The following is a 24,872-nucleotide window of genomic DNA, read 5'->3' as shown; positions in this document are numbered from 1 at the left end:
GTAACTGCCCCCTACACTAGCTAAATGTACTTTTCATCTTTTAGAAGAGATCCTACCGCCTGCGTATTCCATTAATGAACAACGAACGAAGAAAAGGCTGATTATTCGATCAAATAATCAGCCTTTATGAAGATATCTGTTCTATTCCTTTCCGTCCAAAAACCTATGTGAATCTGGCAGTAAGGTCGGGACCTCCTCCATATCTTAGGTGAAAAATGGAAGGTGATTATTCTCTGCCATTTACGTCAAACAAAGAAACGCACAAAAGAAAAAATTTCAGGTGCCAACATCCCTTATTGATACAATTCACGAATCTGGGTCAAGTCTTCTATAAATTGACTCGACTCTTCCTGACTTAACCGTACAAGCATCTGCTCATTCAACGTAAGGACTTGACCATCTTCTTCATCTTTATGGTTCATCAAATAGTCATAAACGGTATCCAATTGGTCTTTATTAAGAGTGGATTGAGTCGTAAAGTGCTTCACTTGATTCAATACAAATTCGTCGTTAATCGGATCAAATTCTCCCTGAATGATTTTACCGTTAACATCCACGCTACCAACTCCTTTATGGAGATAGTTTATTCCAATCGACAAAATAATATAAACCCTGAGTCAGAAAGGCCACCCTAAGATTGAGTACAACAAGACTTACTATTTTACTTCCTTTTATTCCAAATAAACCAGCGACTAATCCCAGAACTCCAAATATTAAAGGTGAAAAATTCCTTATATTTAAAACAGCTGTAAATATGTCATTTCCCAATCGGGTTAGCCCAGCTAACAAAGGAAACACAGGTAATATAAACATAAGGGCCGAACTAATGGAAAGAGACTTCTTCGACATCATGCCACCACCCCCTTTAGTAAAAGTCCTTTAAGAAAACGAGCCTGTTACCATTTCCACTTCTTACCTCCGCCCCCTAATTCTTTATACATAATTACATGAGGCCCAATGGGAGGGTAATCAAAAACTTCTCCATAAGGTTGAAAACCCAACTTTTCATAATATAGCTGGACGGAAGTTCTTCCTTTACACCAAAGGAGATCAGCGTTGAGATTTTTCAATTCACTCTCAGCGAAATGGACAACTCCCCTTCCCGCTCCCATACCTCTGCATTCTTCTGAAGTAGCCATAGCTCTTAATCTGTATTGAATAGAACTTTGAAAGTCAGGGCGTGATTCTAAATAGAAAGAAGCCACACTAACCAATTCCTTTTCAATAAACGCACCAATATGAAAAGCATTATCGTTATGATCTGTTTCATATTGACATGCTTCGAATGGTTGTTGTGGTCTCAGTATTTTGTGACGCAGTTTATACGTTTGTTCTGCATTGACTCTTTGTACTTTCAACTTGAGTTCCCCCAGTTTGATTTTATGAAAATGTTGATGAGAGAGTTTCCATGATGCTTCAGAAAAGTCCCCTTTATGAAAGACTCAATTTCCAGTCATACGTGTTTACTTTAACTGCATTCTTCTCACTTTGAGTCCGGAGATTAAACTTGCCCATCGGTTATTCAACACCCCTTTAGGAGGATGTTTCACCTCCATATTTTCCAAATACCCGACATACCACCTATGTTATCATAGTATTTATACTATTCAGAATATAGTCAAATTCGACTAGAAATCAAAGGTGGAAGACGAGGTAAACACATGTGGAAAGCCAAACATAATCCTAATTTTCCAGACTTATAATTAATGAAAAAGCTTAGAAAACCAGACTTATAATCTTGGTTTCCTACGCTTTTTATTTGCACTGGTTATGGTTTTAATTATCTCATTTCGTATTGAAAAACATGGACACCGTCAAAAGTCCAACTCACCCTATACCAGACTGAAATTGATAAAAATCAGCAGACCCAGATTCAAGAGTATTAAGGGGTACTTTTTCCGACCAGGAACCAAAATAGCACTTAATAAACCCAAGAACGGCGCCGCAAACAGGCCAATGAACATTCCCATTGCTATTATTCCTGAAATGGAATAAAAATACATCACATATATTCGGATCCCGAGCCACAATAACACAAAGACAAACGTAAAAAAGAGCGAAACCTTAAAAAAAGTAGCTCTATTCTTTTCAATTAATGAATCAGCCACGTATCCGTAATATCCTTCTTCTTCTGAATAGGATCGATTCACCAAAAAACCATGAAGCAGCCGCTCAATGGTTTTATTTTCAGGCTTGACCGTACCCTGTTCAAAATTCTCATTCATTACACCGGAGTCTATAAGTTTCTTTTCTACGCGTTTTAACATGCTGTGTATGTTTTCTCTTCTTTTTATTAGGAGGTTCATTCTCAAATAATAAATGAGAAGAGTTACATAAAACGTAGCGAATGATTTTTTAAAGATATCTAAAATCCTCTCTAGCCTTTAAGGACTCATTTTATGTATTCATTTATATCTAAAGGTCAGAGTTATACTTTCCCATTCACTGTATGCTCTTCCTTACTCGCCAATAATACATAAAGGACCGAACAGAAAAATAACCGAATTCGATGACGACGATCGTTTGCACCACTACCATCCAAAAGGTAGAGTCAAAAATGCCTCCCTGAAGAATAGTACGGATATTCGTTGTGATTAATCCTATATATAAAATCGTCAATGGCAGGAAAATGCCTCCCTGCCATATAGTCACACGCTTGGCATGCTTTAACTTGTGATGGGGGTCACTGTACAGCTGTGGTTTATCTTCTTCACTCGTGTACGTTTTCGCCCATAACGTCCAAGACATGAACGTAGAGGTAGAGTGGAACAATTGACGCCACCCTCGGTCGCTGTGCATATAGAAATAGTCCGATTCAATCGATTTTTGAAAATCAGCTGCATAACTTACCATTCTTGGTTCTCCTTCACTGAATGAAAACCGTATCCCCCATCTGCTTACCTTCTCCAATTGATATCCTTTTTGTTCCATACGCTCCAACCACTTTTCTAAACGGTCAGGAGCAAACGCCCAGGCTAACCGCCATTTTGTGAATGTAATAGGTTTTGAGTTTTCTTCAGTAGAAAATGAAGGCTCCACTTTAAGTTTTTTTAATCCTTTATGTAACTTCAGTGTCGAGTAAGGAACCAGCGTCCAAAGTGTCAACCCTACGGTAATGGTTATGGCCCAATATGGACTGGGAACGAACGTCGCAGATCCCCCACCTAAAAATACTGAGAGCGTCAGGATTCCAACCAAACCAGCGGAAAGGAGCATATAAATCAAAACCGCCAGAAAAATATAGTAATGAACTTTGTTCCTAGTAGCCACATGATCCCTTGAGGGCTCCCTGTTCGCAGCGCCTTCATGACGAATCATTCTCCAACGACCTTCTTTCGTAATCGATTCCCATCCTGACTCTTCTAAAGCCTTCGGGAAGTGATCCACCTTCTCATAATAAAGTCTAAATGTATAATTTTTAGGATCATCTTCTTCAAAATGGAACTTTCTTGACCAACGATTGAAGCCGCTCAGAACTAACCCTTCACTCGCTTTCTTCTCAAGCCACTGTTCCGTTTTAATCGGGTCATAACTCCAAAATGGACGAAAGATTGATGTAGTCATAAAAAATCCTCCCTATAACGAACCGCATTAGTGTAAAGTTCATTCAGCCTTTCTATCTCTATTCTCATGATCCTTTTACCTTCTTCTGTAACTTCATATACTTTTTTTCGCTCACCATCCGCGTACTTGACGATCAAACCATCTCTTTGCATCTTCGTCAACGTGCCATAAACAGTCCCCGAACCTAAACGTATTCTTCCATTTGTCAGGTTCTCCACATGTTTGATGATGCCGTAACCGTGGCGGGGTTCCGTTAATGCAAGCAAGATGTAGAAAGCCGTTTCGGTCATAGGTATGTATGTTTTTTCTGGCTTTCTCATTCATTCAGCCCCTTTTTCCATTTTTAAGTATGTCACACTACGACTATATCACACTGTGACATATATGGTGGTTTTTTAACAAAAGTTTTCTTGTTTTGTAAATTCCTAACTTACACTTGCCTTGATTTGGAGCAAGTTAAGGCAATAGGAGGATAATGGTAGAAACTACTCTATCAACTTATGACATATCTAATGAATGAAGGGAAATTTGCGAATGGCTAATAGGAGGACCCACCATTGTTCCGGAGGGCCTCCTTCTATGACGCCGTACTGAAATAACGCATCCATAACACGAAAATGCTATATGTTTTTGAGGCTCTCATTTTATAGCCTCATCGCTTGGCTTTGGGAACACCTTCTATTTCCAACAAGCCATACAATAGATGTCTTACTCTACACTCGAAAAACTTCTCCTTTATAGCCCTCGCGGTTTTTGCGTTCAAGTATTTAAAGTTTGTTGGGGTTAGTGTTGATCTATCCACCCTAAAAAAGCTGAACTTCCGTTATCATGGAAGTTCAGCTTTTTTATGAAATGATTCTATTAAGACTTGAAACCAAGATATCATCGTAAGGATGTTAAACTGACATTCCCAGAAGTTAGGTTAAGTATATTTTTTTACAGAGATTTTATTTAATCACTAAAGATAATTTATAGCTCACAAGATTACTTATGACTGTCAAAAATTCATCCAAAACCTCGTTGGATGGAAATCTGCATTCGAGGAGGTAACAACTTTCCCCACTGACTTTGTAATGGTTAACGACATAACGATCTTGCTCTTTTATATGGGAAAGATAAGGTTGGTGATTTGGATTTTCGGTATAGATATGAATGATGGCGTGAACAGGATACCCCATTTTTGCTTGATTCATTTTAATCGTATAACCCTCAATAACTCCGCTCTCTTCCAATTTGAGCACCCTTGCTGATGCAGCTGGTCCTGTTAAGTGAACTTTCTCGCCTAAATCCTTCATTGTTACTCGGCTGTTCTTGGAAAGTTCATCTAAGATAAGTGAATCTGTCCGATCTAACATGCTTTAAACTCCTTTCAAAAATAAAGTCAAACGTCCAAAAGACTTTATTCATTCTATATATCCATTTATGGGTCCTATTATAAAATATACATTGAACCTATTCATTTAGAAAGAAAAGGAGAGATCAGATATGAATATCCACCACATTCGAAATGCGACTATCGTAGTTGAATTCGCCGGTAAAAAGTTTTTAATCGATCCTATGCTTGCTGAGAAAGGAGTTTACCCACCTTTCCCCAACGCACCACGACAAGATCAAAACAACCCTTTGGTAAGCTTACCAACATCCATCGATCGTATTATTCAAGATGTTGATGCGGTGATCGTCACTCACCTGCATGCGGATCACTGGGATGATGCCGCTAAAGAAGCCTTGCCAAAAGAAATGAAGATATTCTCCCAGAATGAAGAAGATGCGACAGAAATTCAAAACGATGGATTCCAAAATGTAGAGGTTTTACAAGAAGATACGGTGTTCGAAGGTATCCAATTGATCAAAACCAAAGGCCAGCATGGAAGAGGCGAAATCCTAAAAATGGCTGGGCTGGTATGTGGCGTTGTCTTCAAACATTCCTCAGAAAAAAACTTATATATAGCTGGAGATACGGTTTGGTATGAAGAAGTTCAAACGGCAATCCACACACATGAACCTGAAATTATTGTAGTGAATGCTGGAGATAACCAATTCTTTGAAGGAGGCTCTTTGGTCATGGGAAAAGATGATGTCTATGAAGTGTATAAGGCTGCTCCGAATTCAAAAATTATTGCTGTTCATATGGAAGCTGTCAATCACTGGACATTATCAAGAGAAGAATTAAAGAGTTTTTCTAATGAAAAAGGGATCTCCTCTAATATTTTAGTTCCAGATGATGGAGATGCATACTCATTCTAATACGGAAAACAGACAGAAATAGCCCTTTTCTGTCTGTTTTTAATTTATACCGCCCCATTAGTATTTTTTATTGAAGCTCCCCGTTTGTTTGAAAACTGACCTGCACATGTCTCATTACTTTCCGAAGAGAATGAAAGCTTATGTAGCTAAATTAAATCCAAAATGTATTCCTACCGGGATTGAAGCCCATGTGATAAGAATAGAGATAAACAAATACACACCAGGGACTTTACTCTTATAAATAAGTAATCCAAGTAAACACCCCAGAGCCCATATAGGTAATATTACAAAAAACTCCGGGGCCACCCACGTCTTGTCGGTATAGTTCTCGGCTATTGTACCACCAGCAAAAAAAGTGGATATAAGAAGCGCAATGAAGCCGCTGAAAATCGTGTTTAGAACGTAGGCGATCTTTATTTTCCTCAAAATACCTCCCCCTTTATTGCTAAGTTCTCTTCGCACTGACCTCTCGGTGGACGTATGGATAATGAAATTCCTATTCTTTTTCACGGGATTAGATTGATCGTAAAGACAGTAATTGGAACATAGTGCAGCGCATCTGAAAAACACGTAAACGTTCTTTTTCTGATGGCAGTTCAAATAGAAGAAAAACACCAACGAAAGACAAAAAATTTCTTCCTTGTTTCTATAGTTGAGTGTTTTCAGCGCTATTCTTTCTCTTTGTTGATAATATGTGAACGACAACAGCAATAAACAGTAAAAAACTTAAATTAATTAATCGGTAAATCAAATCAACTCCATCAAATATATCCAGTACACCGTGAATTAGTACAGTAAATAAAATGAAATACATGACTATGTTTTTCATTTACTCCCTCCTTTTTAATGGGCAGACATGTACGTAGCAAATTTGTGGAACCGTGAAAAAAACTTTTGTGTTGAACTCTATTAATATAACCGTACCACATCATCCATATTTTGTAATTCATATAATTTAGGAACCTCATGTAAGATCACTACGAGTAAAATATGGTGAAGATAGTAAATGATTTCAAACGAAAAAACAGGCATAGTCTATGCCTGTTTTTTAAGGTTGCAGAAACATAGCTTCCAGCGGTGGTTGACCACCAGCTAAACCTAACGCTGCAGCTGTATATATCTGATTCGGGCTTACACTTACCCCAGGTACTTCTAAAGCCGTTTGATTGGTTCCTGCCACGCGGACTTCCAAATCGACAGTGGTTGGCGGCAGAGTCAAATAGCGGGTAGCCTTTCCAAATGGGATGTTTCTAAAGAGAACGTCTCCTCCTTTGACAGCAATGTCAACAGCAGGTGCATTCGGGGATAAATGCCAGAAACGAACCTTAGCTTTACCATTAGACACTGCGTTATTATCCATGACTGCAATCAGTTGGAGGTTGTTTAGTTTTCCAGCAGCGGCAACGGTATACATGTTCCCGCCCTCTACGCCGACGTTCTGCGAAAGTACGGGCTGATTGGTGTTCCCAGCAGGATAAATATCGATTTTATACTGGCCTTCCGGAACTTCTAAGTAGTCGCTTTGCTGCTTATAAGAAACGTTTTCCAAGACCTTCTGACCATTCACATACACATCAACAGCTGGTGCATCTGGAGACGCGTGGAGAACTCTCACTTTTGCCGGGGAGCCGGTCATCCCCATCATTTGATCACTTCGCTCACTCATCAACCACTGCTGCATACATTGCAGATGCATGTGGTAGTAGTGCACATGTTTTTGCGGATTCAAATACTTATAATAGTTGGCGAGCATATCATATTTAGCAGCCTGCCATGCCAACATATCCGGATTTCCATATTGGTTCATCACACCCACTCCTCCCAAAGATTCCCCAATTAAAGCTTATTCACCTGAGAGAAGAGAAGAACTAAAAACCCTTCTTCCCTTATGGAGAAGGGTGGGTTGTTACAAAGTCTTCTAATTGGGCTATCTTAAGGTTGATGATCGATCTGCCTACAAAAAGGAACGTCCAATTGTTATGGAAGTTCCTTTTGATTTCAGTAATATTTTCAATTTTCATTCTTTCTAACTGGAATCCAAATCTCACCTTGAAATTTTGAAGGTTTTCCTTACCATGAATAATAGTCAGGTTACTTGACCATGCGAAATTTCTCCTTGTCCAAAGACATACTTGTAGTTTTTAATTTTTCCTGTGGTACATTTACTCTTTTAGGTTTCCGGTTCGCTTTCAGCCCATACGCGATGAAGTTAATGGCCAGAATCGTCAATGCAAAGGCAGTAACAGGAGCAAGAACCATCCATGGAAAAGACCTTATGTATTGAAAGTTATCACTGATCATGCCTGCCCATTCATTTGACATGGTAAACGTTTCAGTAATTGCATCTCCCGTTTCAATATCGTACTCCATAACCCTCGTATCTGAACCTCCTATAAATACATTTAAAAGCCCTAAATGAGCAAATATTATGAGGGTTTGTCCCATTTGCTGAACAAAGGTTACTACTACTTTAGGGGTAAGAAAAGGGACAATATGTTTTTTAAATATGTGGAACCTGCTCGCCCCCATCGTTCTCGCATTATCAATAAACTCATTATTGGAAGCGAGGTCGATCTCTTCCTGTACATATAAAGACAACACAGGGACGCTCACTGCAATGATTACTAAACATGGAAATACAATTTTGGTTGTCAAATCGTAGCTCCAACTAAAAGTTAAAATAACCGGCGTGATTAATATATAAGTGAAGACAGTGACTGGAGCATAGTGCAGCGCATCCGAGAGCCCTTTAAACGTACGTTTCATTGAAGTCGGAAGTAAAAATAAAAGGTAGCCACCCAGTAAAGATAAAAGAACTCTCCCTAAAGCAATAATAACGGAAAGACCAATCGTATATTTCGCCCCTTCTATGATTTTGGTGAGGTAGCTGTTCCCGTCAATATCACTTCCCAAAGGATAGGCCATAGAGGGTGGAAATGGCGCCATGGCAATGAGACTGCCGTCATCATCAATTAATAATTTCTCCGGCTTTGCTAGTTTAGGTTCTATGAAATGACTGTAACCAAAACTTGCTACCATTAACCCAATAAGGTAAGCAGCCCCGATGAAAACTAAGATTTTGCTATTCCTAGTCAAGAGTCCCACCCCCCTGCAAAAACTTCGACTCCAATACCCATTGGATAATTGTGAAAACGATAAAAAACGGAACAAACACAAGAAATAAGCTGATCGTCAGTATTTCCGGATTCAACACACTATTTTTATAAATGAACGTCATAAACCCTTCTATATCAAATATGATTTCCAACATCAAAAGATTAGCCAAAGCAAAGGTGAAAATACTTTTAAAATGATTGAATAGCGTTAGGACAGAATTTCGAAACATATGTACGAACAGTATGGTCCATTTGCTTAGTCCTTTGCTTAAGGCTAACTTCACATAGGGTTGTTCTTCTTCATACTCAAATGCCAATAACAAGTACTTCGTGACATAAATCCCAGGCAGAAGTGATAAAACCAGGATGGGAAGTAAGACAGGTTCGCCATCCAAAGTACTGGTGATATTGAATATAAGAAGATCTGTTTTTTTGTAGATCCAAATGATTAATAATTGAAGAATTAGAATGATAAAGATGTCAGGCAGGGATTCCAAAACAAACAATATCATTTTGGGGAACTTCCGGACTTTGCTGGATAACGACATAATCAACATCGTCATCACAACAGCTACAGCTAGACCAAGAATTAATCCTAAAATCAGATACATCATAGACTTCGTAAATAACTCTAATAGCTCAGGAAAAAGTGAATAGTATCTCCCACTTTCGTAGTACTCTACCATGCCTCCAGTCGTCAGTAGTTTAACGGTATTCCACATATGGAGACCATATTCTTGAACATTAAACACTATCGTATCCTGTAAAAAGAGCGTATTATTCAACTCTTTTTTTTCAATCATCATCAATACGTCCACCTGCGATTTCATATTGAAGAAGAGATAAGGAAGCGATCCAATCAAAACAATGCTGATAGACGTAAGAATAAATTGAATCAGCGATTTCCGAAAGAATGTAATTGTCATGTCTGATCCTCTTTCTTAATATGTACTGTTGAAAAATCCCAAATTATGTTACATGGCAATTACATTACTTCTACACTTTCGATTACTTCCCCTCTTTTTTGACACAAAAAATAAATGTACGATAGTAGTGGCGGTAACACAATCAATTTTCTTGCCGGACGAAGAATAGAAATTGATTGTGAAGATAACACCTTTGCACGTCTACGTGGAAGAGCTCGAACAACAGTGAATGTTCTGCCTAGCGGTATTTATGAAGTGACTATCACCCGAGGGTTAGCAGGAGGTTTAGCTTTATAGACCGTTAATACTACAGATTCCCATGGAAACACTTTTTCTACCACTTTCACTGCCCATATAAACCCAGTTACGTTTGTTGGTGACTGTACTGATGTACCTTAATGGAATGACTACTCAAGGCAGAGAATGGCTCATCTTCATGTCTAATCATTATTGAAACTAGCTTTCTAACAATGCTATCCAAGCATGATGAAAGGGGTGCGGTCTTTTTGTTAAAAAGATCGCACCCCTTTGTTTAAGACTTGGATAAAAGATCAGAAACTCTTTATAAGATCAATACTCACTTTGCAATATGTCATACATTTCTTCATCTATAAACTCGCCATAGTATATGATTTTCATCTATCCTTTTTACTGAGATCGATACGAAATTCCGCGCCAATAAATATACCACGAAGCCTCTAACCTTCTCTCTAAGCGACGAGGACCTCCGTAAAGCATATCCACATAAAGACTATCCAGCAGGGCCAGATAAGCAGAAGCAACCTGCTTCTTTCCAACCTCAGCAGCAACTTCTTCTTTTTCTTGGCCGGAAGCTATAACAGGAAGCAATAATTCCTCTGCCCTGTCCAGGTAATCATAGGTTAGGCGCATGATCTGGTCAGTCAGGTGAACCGGCGGGTAAAACGCTGTACGGATCCAGAACTTGGTTGAGTCTTCTTTTTCGTAACGTTCCTTACTTTCTATAAGAAGATTGTACAAAAAGTTTTTTAAATGAAGCTCCTTCTTTTGTTCAACATAATTCATCAAGAATGCTATTTCTTGTTCATATGCATCCTGGCACAGAGTAAGGAAAAGGTCGTCTTTTCCTTTGAAGTGAGTATAGATTGATTGTTTTTTAATCCCTACTTCGTCAGCAATTTCCGCCATCGATGCCCCTTCATATCCATTTCGAGCAAAATTTTTCAATGATATTTCTTTAATTTGAACCGAAGTAATGCTCAACGTAAGTCACCATCCTCTTATCATACTTGACAGCTTTTTCAATTAATCAACTTTAATCCAATTGCTGCACTTATGACCATAGTCATAAATACAATTCGAAGCCAATGCTTAGATTCCCCAAAAAATAAGATGCCCATAAGGCCGGACCCTACTGTTCCGATCCCTGTCCATATGGCATAAGCCGTTCCCATTGGCAGAGTCTGCATAGCAAAACTCAAGAAGCTGAAACTGCAGATCATTCCAAGCACGAATACGGCCACGGACCCCACATTCTTGTGTCTGTTTATTAAATTCAGTCCGGTTACTCCCATGACTTCGAAACCTCCAGCAATTAAAAGAAATACCCATGCCATTAGGACGCACTCCTTTCTGCTTCAGGTTCACCAGTGACTAACTTAAGGCCCATCACTCCAATGAGAAGAATAAGAATCAGCAGGACATTTAACATCTTAAAAGGTTCTCCGAAAACTAACATTTCCATCAATACCGTACCGGTTGTGCCAAGTCCTGTAAAGACAGCATACACCGTTCCTACGGCTAGATTCTTCGTGGCTTTAATAATCATAGCAAACGAAAGAAATATGGCTATACCTGTTCCTATCCATGTAAAACTATTATAGGCATGCTTTAAACCTATAACCCAAACCACCTCAAATAAAGATCCAATTAAAACATAAAACCAAGAAAGCTTCATATATAAGACTCCTTTAATTATATTTTAAACTACTCCACAAAAACTTACGAACGGTCGTAAGGTAATGTTAGCAATTGTATTTAATTGTGTCAATTAACATGGATTTTTAGATTTCCTACATAGGATAGCTTCGTGAAAAGGAGGATCTACAACGACAAAGCACATTACTACATAAAAAACCGGTTCCTTTAAAATATATCTAAGAACCGGTTTAACTTATCAATTTTGCTATTTAAATTTTCCAATGAAAGGTAATACTCGAAGTTATACATCACTATAGTAATTGTTCCGATTGTTAATGTTTCATTTTAAAGACAGTATGTATAAAAATATTTGTAACTTACTCCTCTTTTTTCTTCCACATATAAAAGTTATAGATTAGTTGAATAACAAAAACTAAAAGCAAAAATATTACGAAAAGCATTTCAATACGAATACTAAAGTTCGGAAACAGGAGAATTGCAATAACTGCTAAAATAACGACAGGAAAGGTCATTAACGTTCTAATCATTTTTCTTCTGTATGACAAGCTAAAGTAATTTAACTTAGGGCCTTTATCTACTTTTGATTTGTGCCTGTAACTAACTGAGAAAATGATAATTACGATCAGGGAAACTATACCGGAGATTAAAATATATACCACAACTAATCTTCCTTCCATTTCATAGTAAATTAAACTACATGGGGACTTGATTTCTAGATATTTCTCAAGTTTATTTTCATTAGAAGAGAAATTAACGGTAGTTTGAATGAACAGGCTTATGCGTATTTCCAGGGAATCAATCTGTCATTTTAAAGATTCTTCGTATCCACTTTCCTCATAGAGGATCTCGGGTGATAATTTCGTCCATTCTTCAATCGTTGTCTCAGGATGGTTGTCAGCATAGTTACGAACAATGTGGTAGCCGATAATATAACCGAAGCTGTATGGAAACTCAGTGCCATCTCCATAAAGCACCGTATTCACTAGTTCATTCTCCGTAGTATCCAGAGAACTCTTTACTTGATTCCATAATTTCTTCTCTTGTTCGTCTTCCATATGATACGTTTTCACTACTGGTTCTCCGTATAACAAGGAAGAGAAGTATTCAGCTTTCCCTTCAAAAATAATACTACCCAGTAAATCCCATTCATAGTTCCGAGCAAATTTCTCGGTCCACACACTGTGGTGATATTCATGTGCAACAGTTTGTTTCAATCGCTCTTTGTTAAAATGAGGGAAGTAAAACACAGACACTTTGCCTGCTCCAACATTTACTCCTCCATAATCCACATTCCCTCTAGGAAGAAGACAGACCGTTGTATCCTCGCCTGGCAATAGATCAGCAGATTCCTTCAAAGCTTGAAGTACTGTTTTTTCTGGTTCTGCAGCCTGAAGCATGGTGATATCATCCTTTACTTTTTTCAGCTCTCTCGGAGGAGTTCTCACATACTCCTTCACAAGATGAGAGTATTCCCCACTCAAACATGCTTCTTGTATATGATCCATAACGATGTTGTTCCACATCTTCTTCTGCTTATTCCATTCATCTGTTTCTTCAACTTTTTTCACAAACTCTTCGACATATTCGTAGGCAGAAAATATTCGTAACGTTTGTCCGCCTTCTGTGGTAGCTTCAATTATGTATTCATTTTTATTAGAAGTTATTTCAGTTAGGGTACTTGTGTCCGTTTTTTTGTTGTTTACTCTGTTGGAAGTCTCCGTATCACAACCTATTAGAATACTAAGTAAAGTTAAGCCTAAAATAATTAAGTATCGCATAGTCCTCCCCTTTGAACGGTTCAAATTAACTATCACGCATAATTCTTACATATATGCTGAATTGGATTTAACTTTTCTGAACAAGAGTATGGTTTCAATATAGACGGTTACCTTGAAACTAAGTCTCCGACATACCTGACTAAACAAAAAAAGGGCGAATCCTTCATTATAGAATTGCCACCTTTTCTGTATCACTCAGAGCTAAGATATCTCTTACTGTCTTTTTCTCTAGCACAAGAATGGATAAGTAGTTATCTATTCTTGTTAGTTTTTATTTGAGTCTATTGCTGTTCCAACTGTTGTCCCAAGAACCAAACCTATACCAGCGCCGATTGCTAGATTATCAACTATAGTTAAACCAAGCACTGCCCCTAAAGGAAACCCCATACCAAGTCCAACCGCTAAATAAGTAGTCCCTTTTGTTTTCTTATATTTGCCCATCATTTATATTTCCCTTCCGATAACTTTGTTTGCTCCTATTGTTCGCCAATCTTGCTATGTAAGTAAAAAAATCACGTTTATGAAGGGCCTTATTCTTGATTCATCGGGCGAGTATCTATTAAGCCATCGCCTCGATGGGGGGAATACTAATGACTTAAATAAACACAATGCACCAGGTTCTACAAGCGACTATTAAAATATTTTGATAACTAACAATAGAAGATATGGGCTAAGAATTAGAAGTGCATGCATGGTCACTAGTTTTCGTTTTTTAGTACCTAATGCAATCGCTCCTCCAAACAAGCCACAAAGAAAAGTAATAATGACTGTGACGATGGCTCCGTATTCCACAAAGAAAAACCAATAATAAGAAAGCAATCCAACGACAAAAATAATTCCAGATATAATAGAAGGCATAAATTGTTCCTCCTAACCTTATTTATACTCACACCATGAAACGTGTCTCTAAGTCAATAACCCTAAATATGCAAGCCACTTTTCCGTTATGGTTTACAAATTTCTTCATTTAACTACACAGTTTGTTACACATCCCCTAAATCTGTTTTATATATTTTGTTCCCTATGTTTGAAAATAACGACTCTACATTCTTTACACCTTAACGCTGGAACTTTTTTGACTTTCAACCATGCATCACCTATTAATGTTTCACTTCCAAAATCCGCAAAGATGGAATCAGGCGAGTCTGACCAGCAAATTCTTCGAGGAGAGAATATATACCCTTGCTTCAACTCGTTTCCACATTCAGGACACCATGCATTATCGTCCATTGTTAGTTACACCACCTTCACCTTAGCGATCTTATTGAAATAACTAGTAACCCTGCACCATCAAACTATTATTATTCCCTATGATTATGTAAGAAAAGCGAGTATCCTATGAAGTCATCGCCCCCGGTACAGGAAGACTCGTAATCGAAATAGCTAAGTGAACCTTTTACTTTAAGTACGACACATTACAATAAAAAAATCTTAACTTAAGAATTAGGAGACATCCCGGCCATCATTGCAGCAAATGTAATTAGAGCGGCAGTTCCCAATAAAATAATGATTGATAAAATCGCAAAAAATTTTTGTCTCTTAAAAGATAGAATGGATAATATCGTGGCTATAATCAAAAACGTCCATATTACTATGATATCTTTCGAACCTGGAAGAAAAAGTAATGATAGAAACCCGGAGATAGGGACGACGCTTAGTATCAGTACATAGATCCCCAGTAGAATATCTTTATCCTTCAATTCAGCACCCCTTCTTTCTTACAATTACTACATAAAAAAACTATGTGCATGTGTTTGGTATCAATAGAAAAATGGATCTGCAAAATATGAGCGTTGCCCTTTTGTTTCAACCTAAGATCAAATTATAAAAGGATGCCCCTCCTCCAGCCATCCAATATAATAGAGTCCCGAAGGAGATGAGAAACCAAACCACACGCCATGTGGTCTCTTTTCTTGAAAACTGAATCCAATAAAAAACTCCCCACCACACAAAAGTTGTCATGATTGCAAAATTTATTGAAGAATACGTCACCTGGCTCATTGCATTTCCGAACCAAGCGAGCAATCCTGCTGCTGATATGATCATCAGCAGGATAATATTCATTGCATGAAACCGTTTCCCTTTCATCCTTACCCTCCAATCCATCTCAAACAAACCGGTTTTAGTAACACAATGTTTATATAAGAATTGCTTTCTGCAGGAGTCCTCATGGTTAAGAGGACTATGTACTTTTCTTATTTGAATAAAGAATATATCAAATTAAATTTTCCGGTTCATCTGCATACCATTCAGCAAACCCACAATGGGTGCAAATAACTGGATTGATATTTGTGTTTTTCTTGTTGCTTAATATTCGATCTCCTTCGGGGTTTTTTACAAGCAGTCCCCTAAATCCCTCAGCCACATAGCATTTAGTCATTTCGCTACCACATTTAAGGCAAGTTCTCTTTTCAGAATTATCCATACTTTCCACCTCTTTTGATTATGTATATTAGAAATGCTAATAATCCAAATTCACTTCTCCTACTCCGCTTCTTCTCAGATACAAGTTGACATTTATACTGTTATAGATTTCTAAAGATGTACATAAGTAAACTTTACCACCTGCTTACATAGATTCATCCGAATTTTGTGATGAAAAAACAAAGAAAGAAGGTAATTATGCCAATGAACAGGGCGTATTTATTTATGTTTTTAAAAATTATCCCTCCTTCTATTAGTTACGAATAAAACTGGATTAAGTTTCAAAATTTAGGTAACTATTCCATTAGTATCTAAACTGAGCCATCTTCTCCCCTGACCAACACATAAAAAAGGGGAGCAATTCTGATTTAGCAGAATTGCCCCCGTTAAATAACTTATGTAATTACATAGGCATCATTATATATTATAAGTAGTCAGCAAAAACTTTTATCGCTGGAAAAACGAAAAGGATAGCTGCAACAATGTATAAATATCCTCTTTTCGTTCGATTAGTCTTTATCTGCTCAACTCCCATTAGTAAAAAGAAGATCAACAATAAAGGGATAAATATAACGGATAATATTCGGGAATTGTTAACAAATAGATGAGAGAACCCCAGCAATATTGCGATTATAGCTAAGATGAAATTCACTATTTTAAGTACTTTCAACGTTTACTACCTCCATAGGAAATTTATTCCATCTCCCTATACTTCAGTAAAACACCTTATGTAAAAGGGGGCGGATTAATCTACTTTCACGACAGGGTCCTCATTACTTAGAATTTCAAATAAATAGTGCTCTTCGGTAAAACCAAAACACGTCAGCTCACTCGGGTCGTCAATAGCTGCATTAAGATCGAGTTGCCATTGCAGGAATTCGGAATTTTCCACTCTGAAGTAAGGCCACACAAGGTCTTGGGCCACAGATGCCGCATCAATAAAATCTGCATGAATTAAGTCTTCCCGATCTGCCTCCTCCGAGTACCGCACGGCTATAGGGGATTCGAACGTAAAGGTGATCTTTTTTCCTGACTCACAAAAGCAGCCCTCATCATTTTGGAAAAGCAGCACGAAAGTCAATTCTAACCAGTAAGGCAGGAGTGTGCATTTATCCAACGAAATGTAATGGGTACATGCTTCATGCGGAACCCATGTGTGTACGATCTGTTTCAACCTATCACCTCCACTGATATTTTTCCAGACAGATTATCCATTGTTCCCCCGTCCTGGGTTATGGGTGTTTTCCTGCCCATTTGAAAGGAAAGTATAGAAGTAAACTAAATTTACTTTCTATATACAACTTAGACCCCTGAAAAATATTAATTGGTTTATAAGCATAATGACTAATCTAAAGTATATATTGTAAAAAGTTGACTTGGCAGGAGGTAGATCTTACATGGAAATAAAGCCAAAAGTAGATATTATTAACACGGCATTTCAAAGTAGTAAAGGAAGGTTGTTTGCTGGAACTTCCGGGGTGTTGAAGACGGGTGCTAATAAAAATGCATGGGCTCAACTTGTAAATCCGTTAGAATCTAATGTCAATTTATATGTCTCTTTTTTTGCTTTGACAAACTTCTCGACTAAACTAGTGAAAGCAGACTTTGTTGTTAATGCTGACCCACCTGGAATTCCACACCTATCATCAGACGTGAGTGTTCTGAAACTTGCCTCCAATCTTAAGCCTGTAGGAAAAATTTTATTTAACCCTGGTGTATCAGGTTCATTTTCAGGAGGAAGAGTTGTAGGTACAAGAGCGTTAAGTCCCCAAAAGACAGAACTGGGTTTTAGAGTTGACGGTCGATTGATTATAGAGCCAGGAACAAACGCAATGTTCTTTTTGTGGAGTCGCACTTCTGCTGAATCTCAAATAGAGTTTGAATGGTATGAGAGTAAAACAATCTTTTAATTCTTATATGCGATTTCTGAATTGCACAAAAACCACTGTAAGACTCTAATCCAAGACATATTTTGGGTAGTCTTTACTTTAGCACCGTTAAGGGTGACGGTATTGGGTTTATATGCCTTTTGCAAATGTCGAAGGTGAAAATGAAACTTTATATTTTCCTTGAAGTTCTTTCTGTACTTTTTCTGTTAGTTTCAATCCTTTTTATTATGCTCTTTTTCAAGTTCAACGCCATTAGGAATTATTCCATCTTTACACCAATCCATCCATGCTCCATACTCTTCAATCCATTTCATTAACTCCAACTTCAAATGGAGTTCAATTGGAACCTCTTCTAGATCAAGGTTACAATTACATTGATTACACCAGATAGGGTCTGCTCCCACATCTCCCTCAACTTTTAATTCATTTTTTTCTTGTTCTTCACATAGACACCTCATATGGTTTCCACCTCCATTAATGACCTTAATTTAAGACTTCTCAGTACCTTCTGCTCCTTCGAAAGCAACTTCATACAACCATTTAAAGAATGTTGCTAAAAAAGAGATCCCCAATATATCAACGATTGCCTGGTTATTAGATGGAAACAATGCATTCCATAATAAAAGGCCGACAATCATGGAAAAGAAAAATTTAATATGACTTAACACCTTGATCACCTCTAATCTTCAAAATTACATTTGCAATTAGTCTTTCTTCAATATTTTCATCCGTTTCAAATATATGTACGAAAGAAATTCGCATTTTGTTTCAAACTAGTGAAGACTCGAATCCGAGTTAATATGGAGTTGATCTTCACCATATACCCCCAAATAGCTTAATAAGCTTTATTTTTCAGTTTACTTTGCCATCTCTTTTTCCAATGAAAGGCTTGCGGAGGAAATTAAAAACACCAACATAGTAATTGGTGAGACTTATTACAAATATAAGAACTTCAACTTTCACCTTTTATACATAAAGGAAGCCGTTTTGAAAAAGTTTAATCAAAACGGCTTCTTCTTTTGTTTTATAAAAAAGTTTGATCATTTTCTGCAACTCGCTCTTCAACAAACGCACTCTTTTGTTGAAGGTGGACTCGAAGTGAAAGCAACTCTATTATAAGGTTCTTTCCGGCTTCTTAAATGATAACTTCTTAAATATGTTCCTTCCAGCTAACAAGGTAAAATATAAAGAAATGGCGACTAGTAATATTAGATAAAAGTCTCGTCCAGCAAGGTAAGTAGCAGAGTGAAGACCTTTTATAAGGAAGTGAGCAAACACGTAAGAGATAGGCACTAGAATAATTCTTTCTAGTCCATTTCTAATTTTCTCGTTCTTCCGGAATATGACTAATCCAATTCCACAAATCATTGAAAATCCTATAGCAAACAACACATAGTAGCTTAAAACTAACCGAGGTAACGTCATGACAGAACCATCCGTTATTGGATCTCCATAAATTAAAGTATTTTCACTTCCATCAGTATTGTAATAATAGATGGAAGCGACCGCTTCCCCATTCGGATTTAAGACCGTATTTTCCAGGTTGTTTTTGCTTATTTCCTGGTTCCAAATCGTTTCCCATGTTGTTATATCATAGACATAACCTGAATTGTCTGCTGCTGGATATTGTTCTACATTAAATCCAGAGACTTCTTCACTAAAATTCAAAAGTACTGTTCCGTCATCCTTTTCAATAATTGAAACCGCATTTTCATTATAAGAGATGTATTCGGGCGTTGTCAGATAAGCCATTGTAACCACCGCCAAAACCATTGTTACCATGACTGAAAGAATAATCGTTTGAAGCTTTTTCCTTCGCAATGTATTTTGTATATTTTTTAAGGGAGCTATATCGGTATCTACTGGCGGTTCTTCAAAAGTCCTCATTTCTTCAAGTTGTTTTTTGCAGTTTTCACAAGAAACTATATGTTCTTCAACTAGATCTCTAGTATCTTGACTTGCCATATTCTCGACATATAGCGGCAATACATCCCTAATCACATTACAGCTGATTTTCATCGATCATCCTCCAATCGCGCTTTAATCTTTTCTCTTGCACGGTGATAAGTAACACAAGCCCAGTTATCACTTTTTGCAAACAATTGGCCAATCTGCTTAAATGATCGTTCTCCAAATACACGGAGCGTAAAGACCTTTTTGTATGGCTCTTTTAAATTCTGGATCGTTTCATGTACCTTCATAGACGCTTCTGAATTGGCTATTTCGTGTTCTACATTGTCTCCACTAGTTGATTCTGGAACCGAATCAAAATCTACAAAGCTCTTTTTCTTACGCAAATAAGAGTAATAACTATTTTTGGCAATTTGACATAACCAAACACGGATATCACTATCCCCTCTGAAACTGTGTAGCGATGTCAATGCCTTCATAAAAGTTTCTGAAGTGATATCTTCAGAAATATGCTTATCGCCGGATAAACTATACGCGTATAAAAATACATCTTTAAAGTATGTATGATAAATATCCTCAAGCTGTGTCACCATTTCACCTCCTTACATATAAGACGCGAGAAACTCAAATATCTTACAAAAATATTAAAAAAACCGAACAAAGTACGCCGGTCCTGTTTTTCTTCTACCATAATTATTGGTTTCCATAATGAAATCGGGTTAGTTTACGTTACCTATGTACAATCTTTACACTAACTAATATCTTATTAACAAGCGATTTTCAACAATCTGGCCAGTCTTTGCAGATCTTCACCCTAAAGTTCTTCAAAGTAATCAACTATAAGAACTTATCCCCCCGTTTACTAAGAAGGTTTTAGTGTTGTCCGACTTTCATTGGTCCTGCTTCAGTTAACCATTAATCCATTGCTTTAACAAAGAAATAGAACTCATTTCCAATCTCACATAAGGGATTTTGTTTTTTGTAACTTCTTCACTAACAAACACTTGAACTTCCTCTTCTGTAACCCAAGATTGTCTCCTCATTCGCAAAAAAGGTATCGTGACCTGATGCTTCACACTTTTATCTATCTGCTAACCTACTTCTTCCTTGTAGTGGTAAACACGCCTATCCACATCAGGAAAGCTAACTAAACAGAGGAGTCCTTAAGAATCGTTTCGCTAAAGAAAGGGTTCTTAAGGACTTTGTTCCTATACATTCTTTCACAGATATTAGGGAATCATAAATAATAATGGTGTTATTTGCCTGAATTTTGAAATTATTTTATAATAATAAACATTAATATGTCGAAACTATTCCGCTTATGCCTTTTTAAAAAACCGCGTGTGCCTGCTTATATAGGTTTTGTAAATGCTCTTTAACATAATTTTCAAGGATACTACTGGTGGTTTATAGGAAAACCGAATCAAAATATCTACAAATCAGGAGGATATGATGAGAAATAAAAGCCTGCTTATTATTTTAGTGATCTTTTTGATTTCCAGTTTCATTGGCGGTTCCACCATCTTCTCTCAATCGAATGAAGCAGAGTTGGAAAAACGCGTGTCAGCCAATATGAGAACGCTATACAAACCAACGAAGAAGACAGAAGTGAAAGAAGTGACAGAAGTTTCTCTCGCAGCCGTAGGGGATTTGTTAATACATAAAGAAGTATACAATGATGCGAAGACTTCTTCATGCTATGATTTTAATCCTATGTTTCAGGAGGTCACTCCCTATCTTTTAAACGCTGACATTACATTTGCGAATTCAGAGAGCATCATGGGTGGCGCAGCAATCGGCGTATCCACCTACCCTTCCTTCAACACGCCCTTTGAATTAGGAGATACGTTAAAAGCTAACGGCATTGATATTGTTTCAATGAGCAACAATCACACCCTGGACCGGGGTGTTCCCGCTATTGAAAACGCGATTAATCAATGGGATTTCCTGGGAATTAAAAAGGTTGGTTCCTACTTGTCACCGGAGGAAAGAGACAAGATCACAACGATCAAAAAGAATGACATCACTTTCTCCTTTTTGGCTTACACCTATGGAACAAATGGAATTCCGACCCCTGATGGGAAGCCTTACCTGGTGAACAGGATTGATAAAGACCTGATTGCCTCTGACATCAAGCGGGCCTCCAGCAAATCTGATGTCGTCGTCATGAGTTTACATTTCGGCAAGGAATATGAAAGAAACCCAAGTGCTGATCAAAAGGAATTGGCAGCTTTTGCCGCCGAGCAAGGCGCAGATATTATCCTCGGTCATCACCCGCACGTGCTGCAGCCACCGGAGTGGATTCAAAATACGGATGGGTCTAAAAGCCTCGTTTTTTATTCTCTCGGCAATTTTCTCTCAGGCCAGGAAGAAAAGTACCGAAGGATTGGTGGGATAGCGGGGATGACTGTACAAAAAGTGAAGGGAATGGAAGGAACATCCATCAATATAAAGGAACCCAGGTTTAAACTCACATATGTAGACTTTGAAAATGACCAGGATTTCAAAGTTCTCCCTATGAAGGAATTTAGCGCTGACTTGTTTCAGGAACTATCCAAACACATGAAAACATCGATTCATGATCTATCGGTAAAGTAAGGATAAAAACGGACGCTCCTCCTAAGAGCGTCCGTTTTTTTTAATGTTAAACATCTCTACTCAGGAGTTGAGTGATGAAGAACTTTATGAAGTCTTAACCACCTACCTTCACACAGAAAACTTTGAAGCGCGTGATTTGAATCCTAATCGAGTCATGTGTTGAAACACTCCCCTTTTTTGTTGATATTACTAACAACAAAGGACTTCAAGGGCTGATGCTCTAGTGAACAATCGACCCGTTTATGTAAGACTCGAGTTCGAGATAGATTTTGTGGAATCTGTTCCCTTATTCCCCTCCCGGAATCTCGACTTCAAGGTACAACCCTAATAAATCCAAAATTTCGGCCCTGGACATCTTAATCAACTAGTTTCCCCTAAAGGTAAAATTTGCAGGTCACAGATGCTTTTCTAGGCCATGGTGAAACTTCTCTTTAAACACCTTACAAAAAGTAAAATATAATTGACATTTTGTAAGGTGTTGAATATTATAAATGTAGGAGGAGGGGATGATTTTTTTTGAAAAACAAAAAAATGAAGATCGCCCGTGCTGAAGCCGACGTTTCTCAAGAAAAATTAGCAGATATCGTAGGAGTTACAAGACAGACCATCAATTTAATCGAAGCTGGCAACTATAACCCGAGTCTGAAATTGTGCACGGCCATATGTAAAGCATTAAATAAAACTTTAGATGATTTATTCTGGGAGGAATGATCAATGAGTGCTGAAAAGTTAGTCAAGGAAACCAAATTAACCATTGGTATATCGTTATTTGTTAGCTTAGCCCTTTTTATCACCTGGTTTATTTTCGAAACAACGACCATTTCTTTTACTAACAGCAAAGCCTTCTTAGCCTTATCACTCATTCCTTTCAGTGCAGCACTAGCTTCCTTCCTTAAACTAATGAAAATAAAAAAGAACCCTAAAATTATTGTATCGGAGACGGATGAGAGACTTGTAGCCGAGAAGAATCAAGCCGATGCGAAAACATTGAAAGTACTTCAAGGTATTTTGTTCTTATCCTATTTGGGATACACATTTATCATTCCTGAAGACACATTTAAATCGTTTGGTTGGTGGGTAACGTTGTGTGTCCTTCTTTTCTCTTTATTAGCTCCAATCATTTTCCGCCATATGATGAAAGAAACCTGATAAAGCTTTCTGTATTCTCTAAGCGTTGAGAAACTTCAAACGGTGTTACTCACAACATATAATAGTGGATTTAAAAAGGGAACCTCATTAAAAATGGGTTCCCTTAGTCATTCAATAAATGCCCCTGAGCGATTGTTCTTATTGAATAATTGCTCTCGTTTCTTTAAGACTTGGTTTCAAGATCAAACAGGCCATTAAAACATAGGCAGCTATTAATAGCGTGACCCCTTTAGCTTAAAACGGATATTTTTCATATAATAAATAAACAGGTACTAAATATAAAGAATTTTTATAGAAAGTAGTGATTTTATTGGAAACAACACCATTTGATTATAGTGACAAAAAATTCTCAGTCTATTTTGAAGTAGCAGATAAAAAATCCACTTTAGAAGTACTTAAAAAAATTGCTTTTATTGATAAAATTGAACACTTACAATATGGATTTAAAGTCAATATTGCAAGACAACAAATCCCTGAGATTGTTAGATACTTATCACAAGAAAGTATTGCAATCTATGCAGTAACACCCCAAAAGTAGTTATCTTCTAACAAGCTGTTAGAAGTTAAATAAGACATTCATTTAACTTCTTTTATTTAGGCTGAATTCGCATTGATTGTTGTCTTTGGACGATAAAGTTTGTCCGTTGATTTCCGCGTGGAGGGATGGGAGCCTCCTCGGCATAACCGCCTGAGATCTCCCACTCCCCTCCGCTACAATCAACTAAGATCGTTAACTCCAAGAAACAACCGGTATCTGGTTTTCTTTAGTATGATCAACTAATGATTAAATAGATCTTTTAATGTACTTGCTTGTTCTGCAGTAATTTCATAATATTCATTTTCGTTTGTCGTTTTACTTGTAACAGCTCCACCTTCTGCCTTGTACCACAAATAAGCTTGGTGAACAGACACATTGTTATTTGGTTCATATACTTCAAAGAATACGTCGGGCTTTTGGAAAGTGATGTCTGTAGGTTCCTCAATACTTTTGAAGCTTTCAAAAATAACTTTTACTCGATTAACTCTCTCTTCATCTTTTATCTCTTGAGTAATGCTACTGCCTTGTATGTTATATCCTTTTTCGTTTTCAGAATTCTCTGTGTTAGGCTGTCCAACTCTTATTATTTGATCAGGGCTAGAGCAACCATTCATTCCTATTAGACAACCTATAAGCAATACAAATAAAGAACGCACATAATACCACCTCTTTTGAGAAATTTGAACCTCACACCTCAAATATTTTCTTTTTTCATTTAGTAGCATAAGAATATTTTTGTTTCACTTTCTGAACACCCATTTTTTAAAACATTCTATCTTTGTCGATTACGGATAAGCCCCCGTTTATGTAAG

At 37.4% G+C, this 24,872-nt stretch carries 34 protein-coding genes; 7 read left to right on the top strand and 27 right to left on the bottom strand.

Features of this window, described 5'->3' with window-relative positions; genetic code table 11:
• Positions 1–201: 201 nt before the first annotated feature.
• Entirely contained in the window at positions 202–300 is a 99-nt protein-coding gene (locus tag GLW00_RS20940) for a winged helix-turn-helix transcriptional regulator (RefSeq protein WP_160914832.1), read from the top strand.
• Here GLW00_RS20940 and GLW00_RS12185 read toward each other — a convergent pair.
• The 7 genes from GLW00_RS12185 to GLW00_RS12155 all read right to left on the bottom strand — a co-directional run bounded on the left by GLW00_RS12185 (position 294) and on the right by GLW00_RS12155 (position 4,919).
• Positions 294–557 (bottom strand): hypothetical protein, encoded by a 264-nt coding sequence (locus tag GLW00_RS12185; RefSeq protein WP_160914440.1) that lies wholly within the window; start codon positions 555–557, stop codon positions 294–296. The two genes, GLW00_RS20940 and GLW00_RS12185, sit on opposite strands and share 7 nt — an antisense overlap.
• Positions 558–570: 13 nt before the next feature.
• A complete protein-coding gene (locus GLW00_RS12180; RefSeq protein ID WP_160914438.1) occupies positions 571–852 on the bottom strand; it encodes a hypothetical protein in 282 nt (93 codons plus the stop codon).
• 44 nt (positions 853–896) lie between these two features.
• Positions 897–1,358 carry a GNAT family N-acetyltransferase gene (locus GLW00_RS12175; protein WP_160914436.1) on the bottom strand — a complete coding sequence of 154 codons (462 nt, stop codon included), beginning with the start codon at positions 1,356–1,358 and terminating at the stop codon, positions 897–899.
• A 474-nt stretch (positions 1,359–1,832) separates the two neighbouring features.
• Positions 1,833–2,267, bottom strand: coding sequence for a hypothetical protein (locus GLW00_RS12170; protein ID WP_160914435.1), 435 nt, complete (start codon positions 2,265–2,267; stop codon positions 1,833–1,835).
• 175 nt (positions 2,268–2,442) lie between these two features.
• Positions 2,443–3,564, bottom strand: coding sequence for a DUF2812 domain-containing protein (locus GLW00_RS12165; protein WP_160914433.1), 1,122 nt, complete (start codon positions 3,562–3,564; stop codon positions 2,443–2,445).
• Positions 3,561–3,884 (bottom strand): PadR family transcriptional regulator, encoded by a 324-nt coding sequence (locus tag GLW00_RS12160; RefSeq protein WP_160914431.1) that lies wholly within the window; start codon positions 3,882–3,884, stop codon positions 3,561–3,563. The genes GLW00_RS12165 and GLW00_RS12160 overlap by 4 nt, the downstream gene beginning before the upstream one ends.
• Positions 3,885–4,511: 627 nt before the next feature.
• Entirely contained in the window at positions 4,512–4,919 is a 408-nt protein-coding gene (locus tag GLW00_RS12155) for an Lrp/AsnC family transcriptional regulator (RefSeq protein ID WP_160914429.1), read from the bottom strand.
• A 130-nt stretch (positions 4,920–5,049) separates the two neighbouring features.
• Here GLW00_RS12155 and GLW00_RS12150 point away from each other — a divergent pair, with 130 nt between their 5' ends.
• Positions 5,050–5,811 (top strand): MBL fold metallo-hydrolase, encoded by a 762-nt coding sequence (locus tag GLW00_RS12150; protein WP_160914427.1) that lies wholly within the window; start codon positions 5,050–5,052, stop codon positions 5,809–5,811.
• A gap of 138 nt (positions 5,812–5,949) precedes the next feature.
• On the opposite strand, the gene GLW00_RS12145 is transcribed toward GLW00_RS12150, so the two are convergent.
• From GLW00_RS12145 to GLW00_RS12080, 15 genes are all read right to left on the bottom strand, one after another.
• Positions 5,950–6,237, bottom strand: coding sequence for a hypothetical protein (locus GLW00_RS12145; protein ID WP_202412484.1), 288 nt, complete (start codon positions 6,235–6,237; stop codon positions 5,950–5,952).
• Positions 6,238–6,457: 220 nt separating this feature from the next.
• Positions 6,458–6,640 (bottom strand): hypothetical protein, encoded by a 183-nt coding sequence (locus GLW00_RS12140; protein WP_160914426.1) that lies wholly within the window; start codon positions 6,638–6,640, stop codon positions 6,458–6,460.
• A gap of 219 nt (positions 6,641–6,859) precedes the next feature.
• Positions 6,860–7,618: a DUF4397 domain-containing protein gene (locus GLW00_RS12135; protein ID WP_160914424.1), complete on the bottom strand. Its 759-nt coding sequence runs from the start codon at positions 7,616–7,618 to the stop codon at positions 6,860–6,862.
• A gap of 284 nt (positions 7,619–7,902) precedes the next feature.
• Positions 7,903–8,907: an ABC transporter permease subunit gene (locus GLW00_RS12130; RefSeq protein ID WP_160914422.1), complete on the bottom strand. Its 1,005-nt coding sequence runs from the start codon at positions 8,905–8,907 to the stop codon at positions 7,903–7,905.
• Complete coding sequence (locus GLW00_RS12125) at positions 8,900–9,853, bottom strand: ABC transporter permease subunit (protein ID WP_160914420.1); 954 nt, start codon at positions 9,851–9,853, stop codon at positions 8,900–8,902. The genes GLW00_RS12130 and GLW00_RS12125 overlap by 8 nt, the downstream gene beginning before the upstream one ends.
• 648 nt (positions 9,854–10,501) lie before the next feature.
• Positions 10,502–11,095: a TetR/AcrR family transcriptional regulator gene (locus GLW00_RS12120; RefSeq protein WP_202412483.1), complete on the bottom strand. Its 594-nt coding sequence runs from the start codon at positions 11,093–11,095 to the stop codon at positions 10,502–10,504.
• A gap of 38 nt (positions 11,096–11,133) precedes the next feature.
• Positions 11,134–11,448 carry a DMT family transporter gene (locus GLW00_RS12115; protein ID WP_160914418.1) on the bottom strand — a complete coding sequence of 105 codons (315 nt, stop codon included), beginning with the start codon at positions 11,446–11,448 and terminating at the stop codon, positions 11,134–11,136.
• On the bottom strand, positions 11,448–11,789 hold the full coding sequence (locus GLW00_RS12110; RefSeq protein WP_160914416.1) for a DMT family transporter: 342 nt from the start codon (positions 11,787–11,789) through the stop codon (positions 11,448–11,450). The genes GLW00_RS12115 and GLW00_RS12110 overlap by 1 nt, the downstream gene beginning before the upstream one ends.
• A gap of 787 nt (positions 11,790–12,576) precedes the next feature.
• Positions 12,577–13,551 (bottom strand): DUF2268 domain-containing putative Zn-dependent protease, encoded by a 975-nt coding sequence (locus GLW00_RS12105; protein ID WP_160914405.1) that lies wholly within the window; start codon positions 13,549–13,551, stop codon positions 12,577–12,579.
• Positions 13,552–13,815: 264 nt separating this feature from the next.
• Positions 13,816–13,995 carry a glycine zipper domain-containing protein gene (locus GLW00_RS12100; protein WP_237417502.1) on the bottom strand — a complete coding sequence of 60 codons (180 nt, stop codon included), beginning with the start codon at positions 13,993–13,995 and terminating at the stop codon, positions 13,816–13,818.
• 189 nt (positions 13,996–14,184) lie between these two features.
• Positions 14,185–14,409, bottom strand: coding sequence for a hypothetical protein (locus GLW00_RS12095; protein ID WP_160914403.1), 225 nt, complete (start codon positions 14,407–14,409; stop codon positions 14,185–14,187).
• Between the two features lie 147 nt (positions 14,410–14,556).
• The gene (locus GLW00_RS20695; protein ID WP_237417501.1) at positions 14,557–14,781 is read right to left on the bottom strand and encodes a PF20097 family protein; all 225 of its coding nucleotides are present in this window, start codon (positions 14,779–14,781) and stop codon (positions 14,557–14,559) included.
• Positions 14,782–15,357: 576 nt separating this feature from the next.
• Positions 15,358–15,639 carry a hypothetical protein gene (locus tag GLW00_RS12090; RefSeq protein ID WP_160914402.1) on the bottom strand — a complete coding sequence of 94 codons (282 nt, stop codon included), beginning with the start codon at positions 15,637–15,639 and terminating at the stop codon, positions 15,358–15,360.
• A gap of 127 nt (positions 15,640–15,766) precedes the next feature.
• Positions 15,767–15,976: a hypothetical protein gene (locus GLW00_RS12085; protein ID WP_160914400.1), complete on the bottom strand. Its 210-nt coding sequence runs from the start codon at positions 15,974–15,976 to the stop codon at positions 15,767–15,769.
• 744 nt (positions 15,977–16,720) lie between these two features.
• On the bottom strand, positions 16,721–17,149 hold the full coding sequence (locus GLW00_RS12080) for a hypothetical protein (protein ID WP_160914398.1): 429 nt from the start codon (positions 17,147–17,149) through the stop codon (positions 16,721–16,723).
• Positions 17,150–17,372: 223 nt separating this feature from the next.
• On the opposite strand from GLW00_RS12080, the gene GLW00_RS12075 reads away from it, so the two are divergent.
• The gene (locus GLW00_RS12075; protein WP_160914396.1) at positions 17,373–17,885 is read left to right on the top strand and encodes a DUF6143 family protein; all 513 of its coding nucleotides are present in this window, start codon (positions 17,373–17,375) and stop codon (positions 17,883–17,885) included.
• A 191-nt stretch (positions 17,886–18,076) separates the two neighbouring features.
• On the opposite strand, the gene GLW00_RS12070 is transcribed toward GLW00_RS12075, so the two are convergent.
• The 4 genes from GLW00_RS12070 to GLW00_RS12055 all read right to left on the bottom strand — a co-directional run bounded on the left by GLW00_RS12070 (position 18,077) and on the right by GLW00_RS12055 (position 20,368).
• Entirely contained in the window at positions 18,077–18,322 is a 246-nt protein-coding gene (locus tag GLW00_RS12070) for an immunity protein CdiI family protein (protein WP_335808474.1), read from the bottom strand.
• Positions 18,323–18,352: 30 nt separating this feature from the next.
• Positions 18,353–18,532, bottom strand: a complete 180-nt coding sequence (locus tag GLW00_RS12065) for a hypothetical protein (protein ID WP_160914394.1) — start codon at positions 18,530–18,532, stop codon at positions 18,353–18,355.
• A 445-nt stretch (positions 18,533–18,977) separates the two neighbouring features.
• The gene (locus GLW00_RS12060; RefSeq protein ID WP_160914392.1) at positions 18,978–19,883 is read right to left on the bottom strand and encodes a zf-HC2 domain-containing protein; all 906 of its coding nucleotides are present in this window, start codon (positions 19,881–19,883) and stop codon (positions 18,978–18,980) included.
• Entirely contained in the window at positions 19,880–20,368 is a 489-nt protein-coding gene (locus tag GLW00_RS12055; protein WP_202412482.1) for an RNA polymerase sigma factor, read from the bottom strand. The genes GLW00_RS12060 and GLW00_RS12055 overlap by 4 nt, the downstream gene beginning before the upstream one ends.
• A gap of 859 nt (positions 20,369–21,227) precedes the next feature.
• On the opposite strand from GLW00_RS12055, the gene GLW00_RS12050 reads away from it, so the two are divergent.
• The 4 genes from GLW00_RS12050 (at position 21,228) to GLW00_RS12035 (ending at position 24,060) form a co-directional block, all read left to right on the top strand.
• A complete protein-coding gene (locus tag GLW00_RS12050; RefSeq protein ID WP_160914388.1) occupies positions 21,228–22,373 on the top strand; it encodes a CapA family protein in 1,146 nt (381 codons plus the stop codon).
• A gap of 516 nt (positions 22,374–22,889) precedes the next feature.
• Positions 22,890–23,084 carry a helix-turn-helix transcriptional regulator gene (locus GLW00_RS12045; RefSeq protein ID WP_160914386.1) on the top strand — a complete coding sequence of 65 codons (195 nt, stop codon included), beginning with the start codon at positions 22,890–22,892 and terminating at the stop codon, positions 23,082–23,084.
• A 3-nt stretch (positions 23,085–23,087) separates the two neighbouring features.
• Positions 23,088–23,522, top strand: coding sequence for a hypothetical protein (locus tag GLW00_RS12040; RefSeq protein WP_160914384.1), 435 nt, complete (start codon positions 23,088–23,090; stop codon positions 23,520–23,522).
• A gap of 310 nt (positions 23,523–23,832) precedes the next feature.
• Complete coding sequence (locus GLW00_RS12035; RefSeq protein WP_160914382.1) at positions 23,833–24,060, top strand: hypothetical protein; 228 nt, start codon at positions 23,833–23,835, stop codon at positions 24,058–24,060.
• A gap of 239 nt (positions 24,061–24,299) precedes the next feature.
• Here GLW00_RS12035 and GLW00_RS12030 read toward each other — a convergent pair whose 3' ends face one another.
• Positions 24,300–24,716 (bottom strand): YhfM domain-containing protein, encoded by a 417-nt coding sequence (locus tag GLW00_RS12030; RefSeq protein ID WP_160914380.1) that lies wholly within the window; start codon positions 24,714–24,716, stop codon positions 24,300–24,302.
• Positions 24,717–24,872 lie beyond the last annotated feature (156 nt).

The sequence above is a fragment of the Halobacillus litoralis genome, assembly GCF_009856445.1.
GTDB classification, from domain to species: Bacteria; Bacillota; Bacilli; order Bacillales; family Halobacillaceae; genus Halobacillus; species Halobacillus litoralis.
This window is presented reverse-complemented; position numbering and strand designations above follow the sequence as displayed.

What these genes read in the sequence shown, in the direction of transcription:
- GLW00_RS12125 (WP_160914420.1), bottom strand. Translation starts at nt 9,853, where the DNA reads ATGACAATTACATTCTTTCGGAAATCGCTGATTCAATTTATTCTTACG.
- GLW00_RS12135 (WP_160914424.1), bottom strand. Translation starts at nt 7,618, where the DNA reads ATGAACCAATATGGAAATCCGGATATGTTGGCATGGCAGGCTGCTAAA.
- GLW00_RS12140 (WP_160914426.1), bottom strand. Translation starts at nt 6,640, where the DNA reads ATGAAAAACATAGTCATGTATTTCATTTTATTTACTGTACTAATTCAC.
- GLW00_RS20695 (WP_237417501.1), bottom strand. Translation starts at nt 14,781, where the DNA reads ATGGACGATAATGCATGGTGTCCTGAATGTGGAAACGAGTTGAAGCAA.
- GLW00_RS12180 (WP_160914438.1), bottom strand. Translation starts at nt 852, where the DNA reads ATGATGTCGAAGAAGTCTCTTTCCATTAGTTCGGCCCTTATGTTTATA.
- GLW00_RS12070 (WP_335808474.1), bottom strand. Translation starts at nt 18,322, where the DNA reads ATGAGGTGTCTATGTGAAGAACAAGAAAAAAATGAATTAAAAGTTGAG.
- GLW00_RS12105 (WP_160914405.1), bottom strand. Translation starts at nt 13,551, where the DNA reads ATGCGATACTTAATTATTTTAGGCTTAACTTTACTTAGTATTCTAATA.
- GLW00_RS12090 (WP_160914402.1), bottom strand. Translation starts at nt 15,639, where the DNA reads ATGAAAGGGAAACGGTTTCATGCAATGAATATTATCCTGCTGATGATC.
- GLW00_RS12165 (WP_160914433.1), bottom strand. Translation starts at nt 3,564, where the DNA reads ATGACTACATCAATCTTTCGTCCATTTTGGAGTTATGACCCGATTAAA.
- GLW00_RS12060 (WP_160914392.1), bottom strand. Translation starts at nt 19,883, where the DNA reads ATGAAAATCAGCTGTAATGTGATTAGGGATGTATTGCCGCTATATGTC.
- GLW00_RS12155 (WP_160914429.1), bottom strand. Translation starts at nt 4,919, where the DNA reads ATGTTAGATCGGACAGATTCACTTATCTTAGATGAACTTTCCAAGAAC.
- GLW00_RS12085 (WP_160914400.1), bottom strand. Translation starts at nt 15,976, where the DNA reads ATGGATAATTCTGAAAAGAGAACTTGCCTTAAATGTGGTAGCGAAATG.
- GLW00_RS12115 (WP_160914418.1), bottom strand. Translation starts at nt 11,448, where the DNA reads ATGGCATGGGTATTTCTTTTAATTGCTGGAGGTTTCGAAGTCATGGGA.
- GLW00_RS12095 (WP_160914403.1), bottom strand. Translation starts at nt 14,409, where the DNA reads ATGCCTTCTATTATATCTGGAATTATTTTTGTCGTTGGATTGCTTTCT.
- GLW00_RS12160 (WP_160914431.1), bottom strand. Translation starts at nt 3,884, where the DNA reads ATGAGAAAGCCAGAAAAAACATACATACCTATGACCGAAACGGCTTTC.
- GLW00_RS12110 (WP_160914416.1), bottom strand. Translation starts at nt 11,789, where the DNA reads ATGAAGCTTTCTTGGTTTTATGTTTTAATTGGATCTTTATTTGAGGTG.
- GLW00_RS12100 (WP_237417502.1), bottom strand. Translation starts at nt 13,995, where the DNA reads ATGATGGGCAAATATAAGAAAACAAAAGGGACTACTTATTTAGCGGTT.
- GLW00_RS12150 (WP_160914427.1), top strand. Translation starts at nt 5,050, where the DNA reads ATGAATATCCACCACATTCGAAATGCGACTATCGTAGTTGAATTCGCC.
- GLW00_RS12055 (WP_202412482.1), bottom strand. Translation starts at nt 20,368, where the DNA reads ATGGTGACACAGCTTGAGGATATTTATCATACATACTTTAAAGATGTA.
- GLW00_RS12075 (WP_160914396.1), top strand. Translation starts at nt 17,373, where the DNA reads ATGGAAATAAAGCCAAAAGTAGATATTATTAACACGGCATTTCAAAGT.
- GLW00_RS12170 (WP_160914435.1), bottom strand. Translation starts at nt 2,267, where the DNA reads ATGTTAAAACGCGTAGAAAAGAAACTTATAGACTCCGGTGTAATGAAT.
- GLW00_RS12050 (WP_160914388.1), top strand. Translation starts at nt 21,228, where the DNA reads ATGAGAAATAAAAGCCTGCTTATTATTTTAGTGATCTTTTTGATTTCC.
- GLW00_RS12040 (WP_160914384.1), top strand. Translation starts at nt 23,088, where the DNA reads ATGAGTGCTGAAAAGTTAGTCAAGGAAACCAAATTAACCATTGGTATA.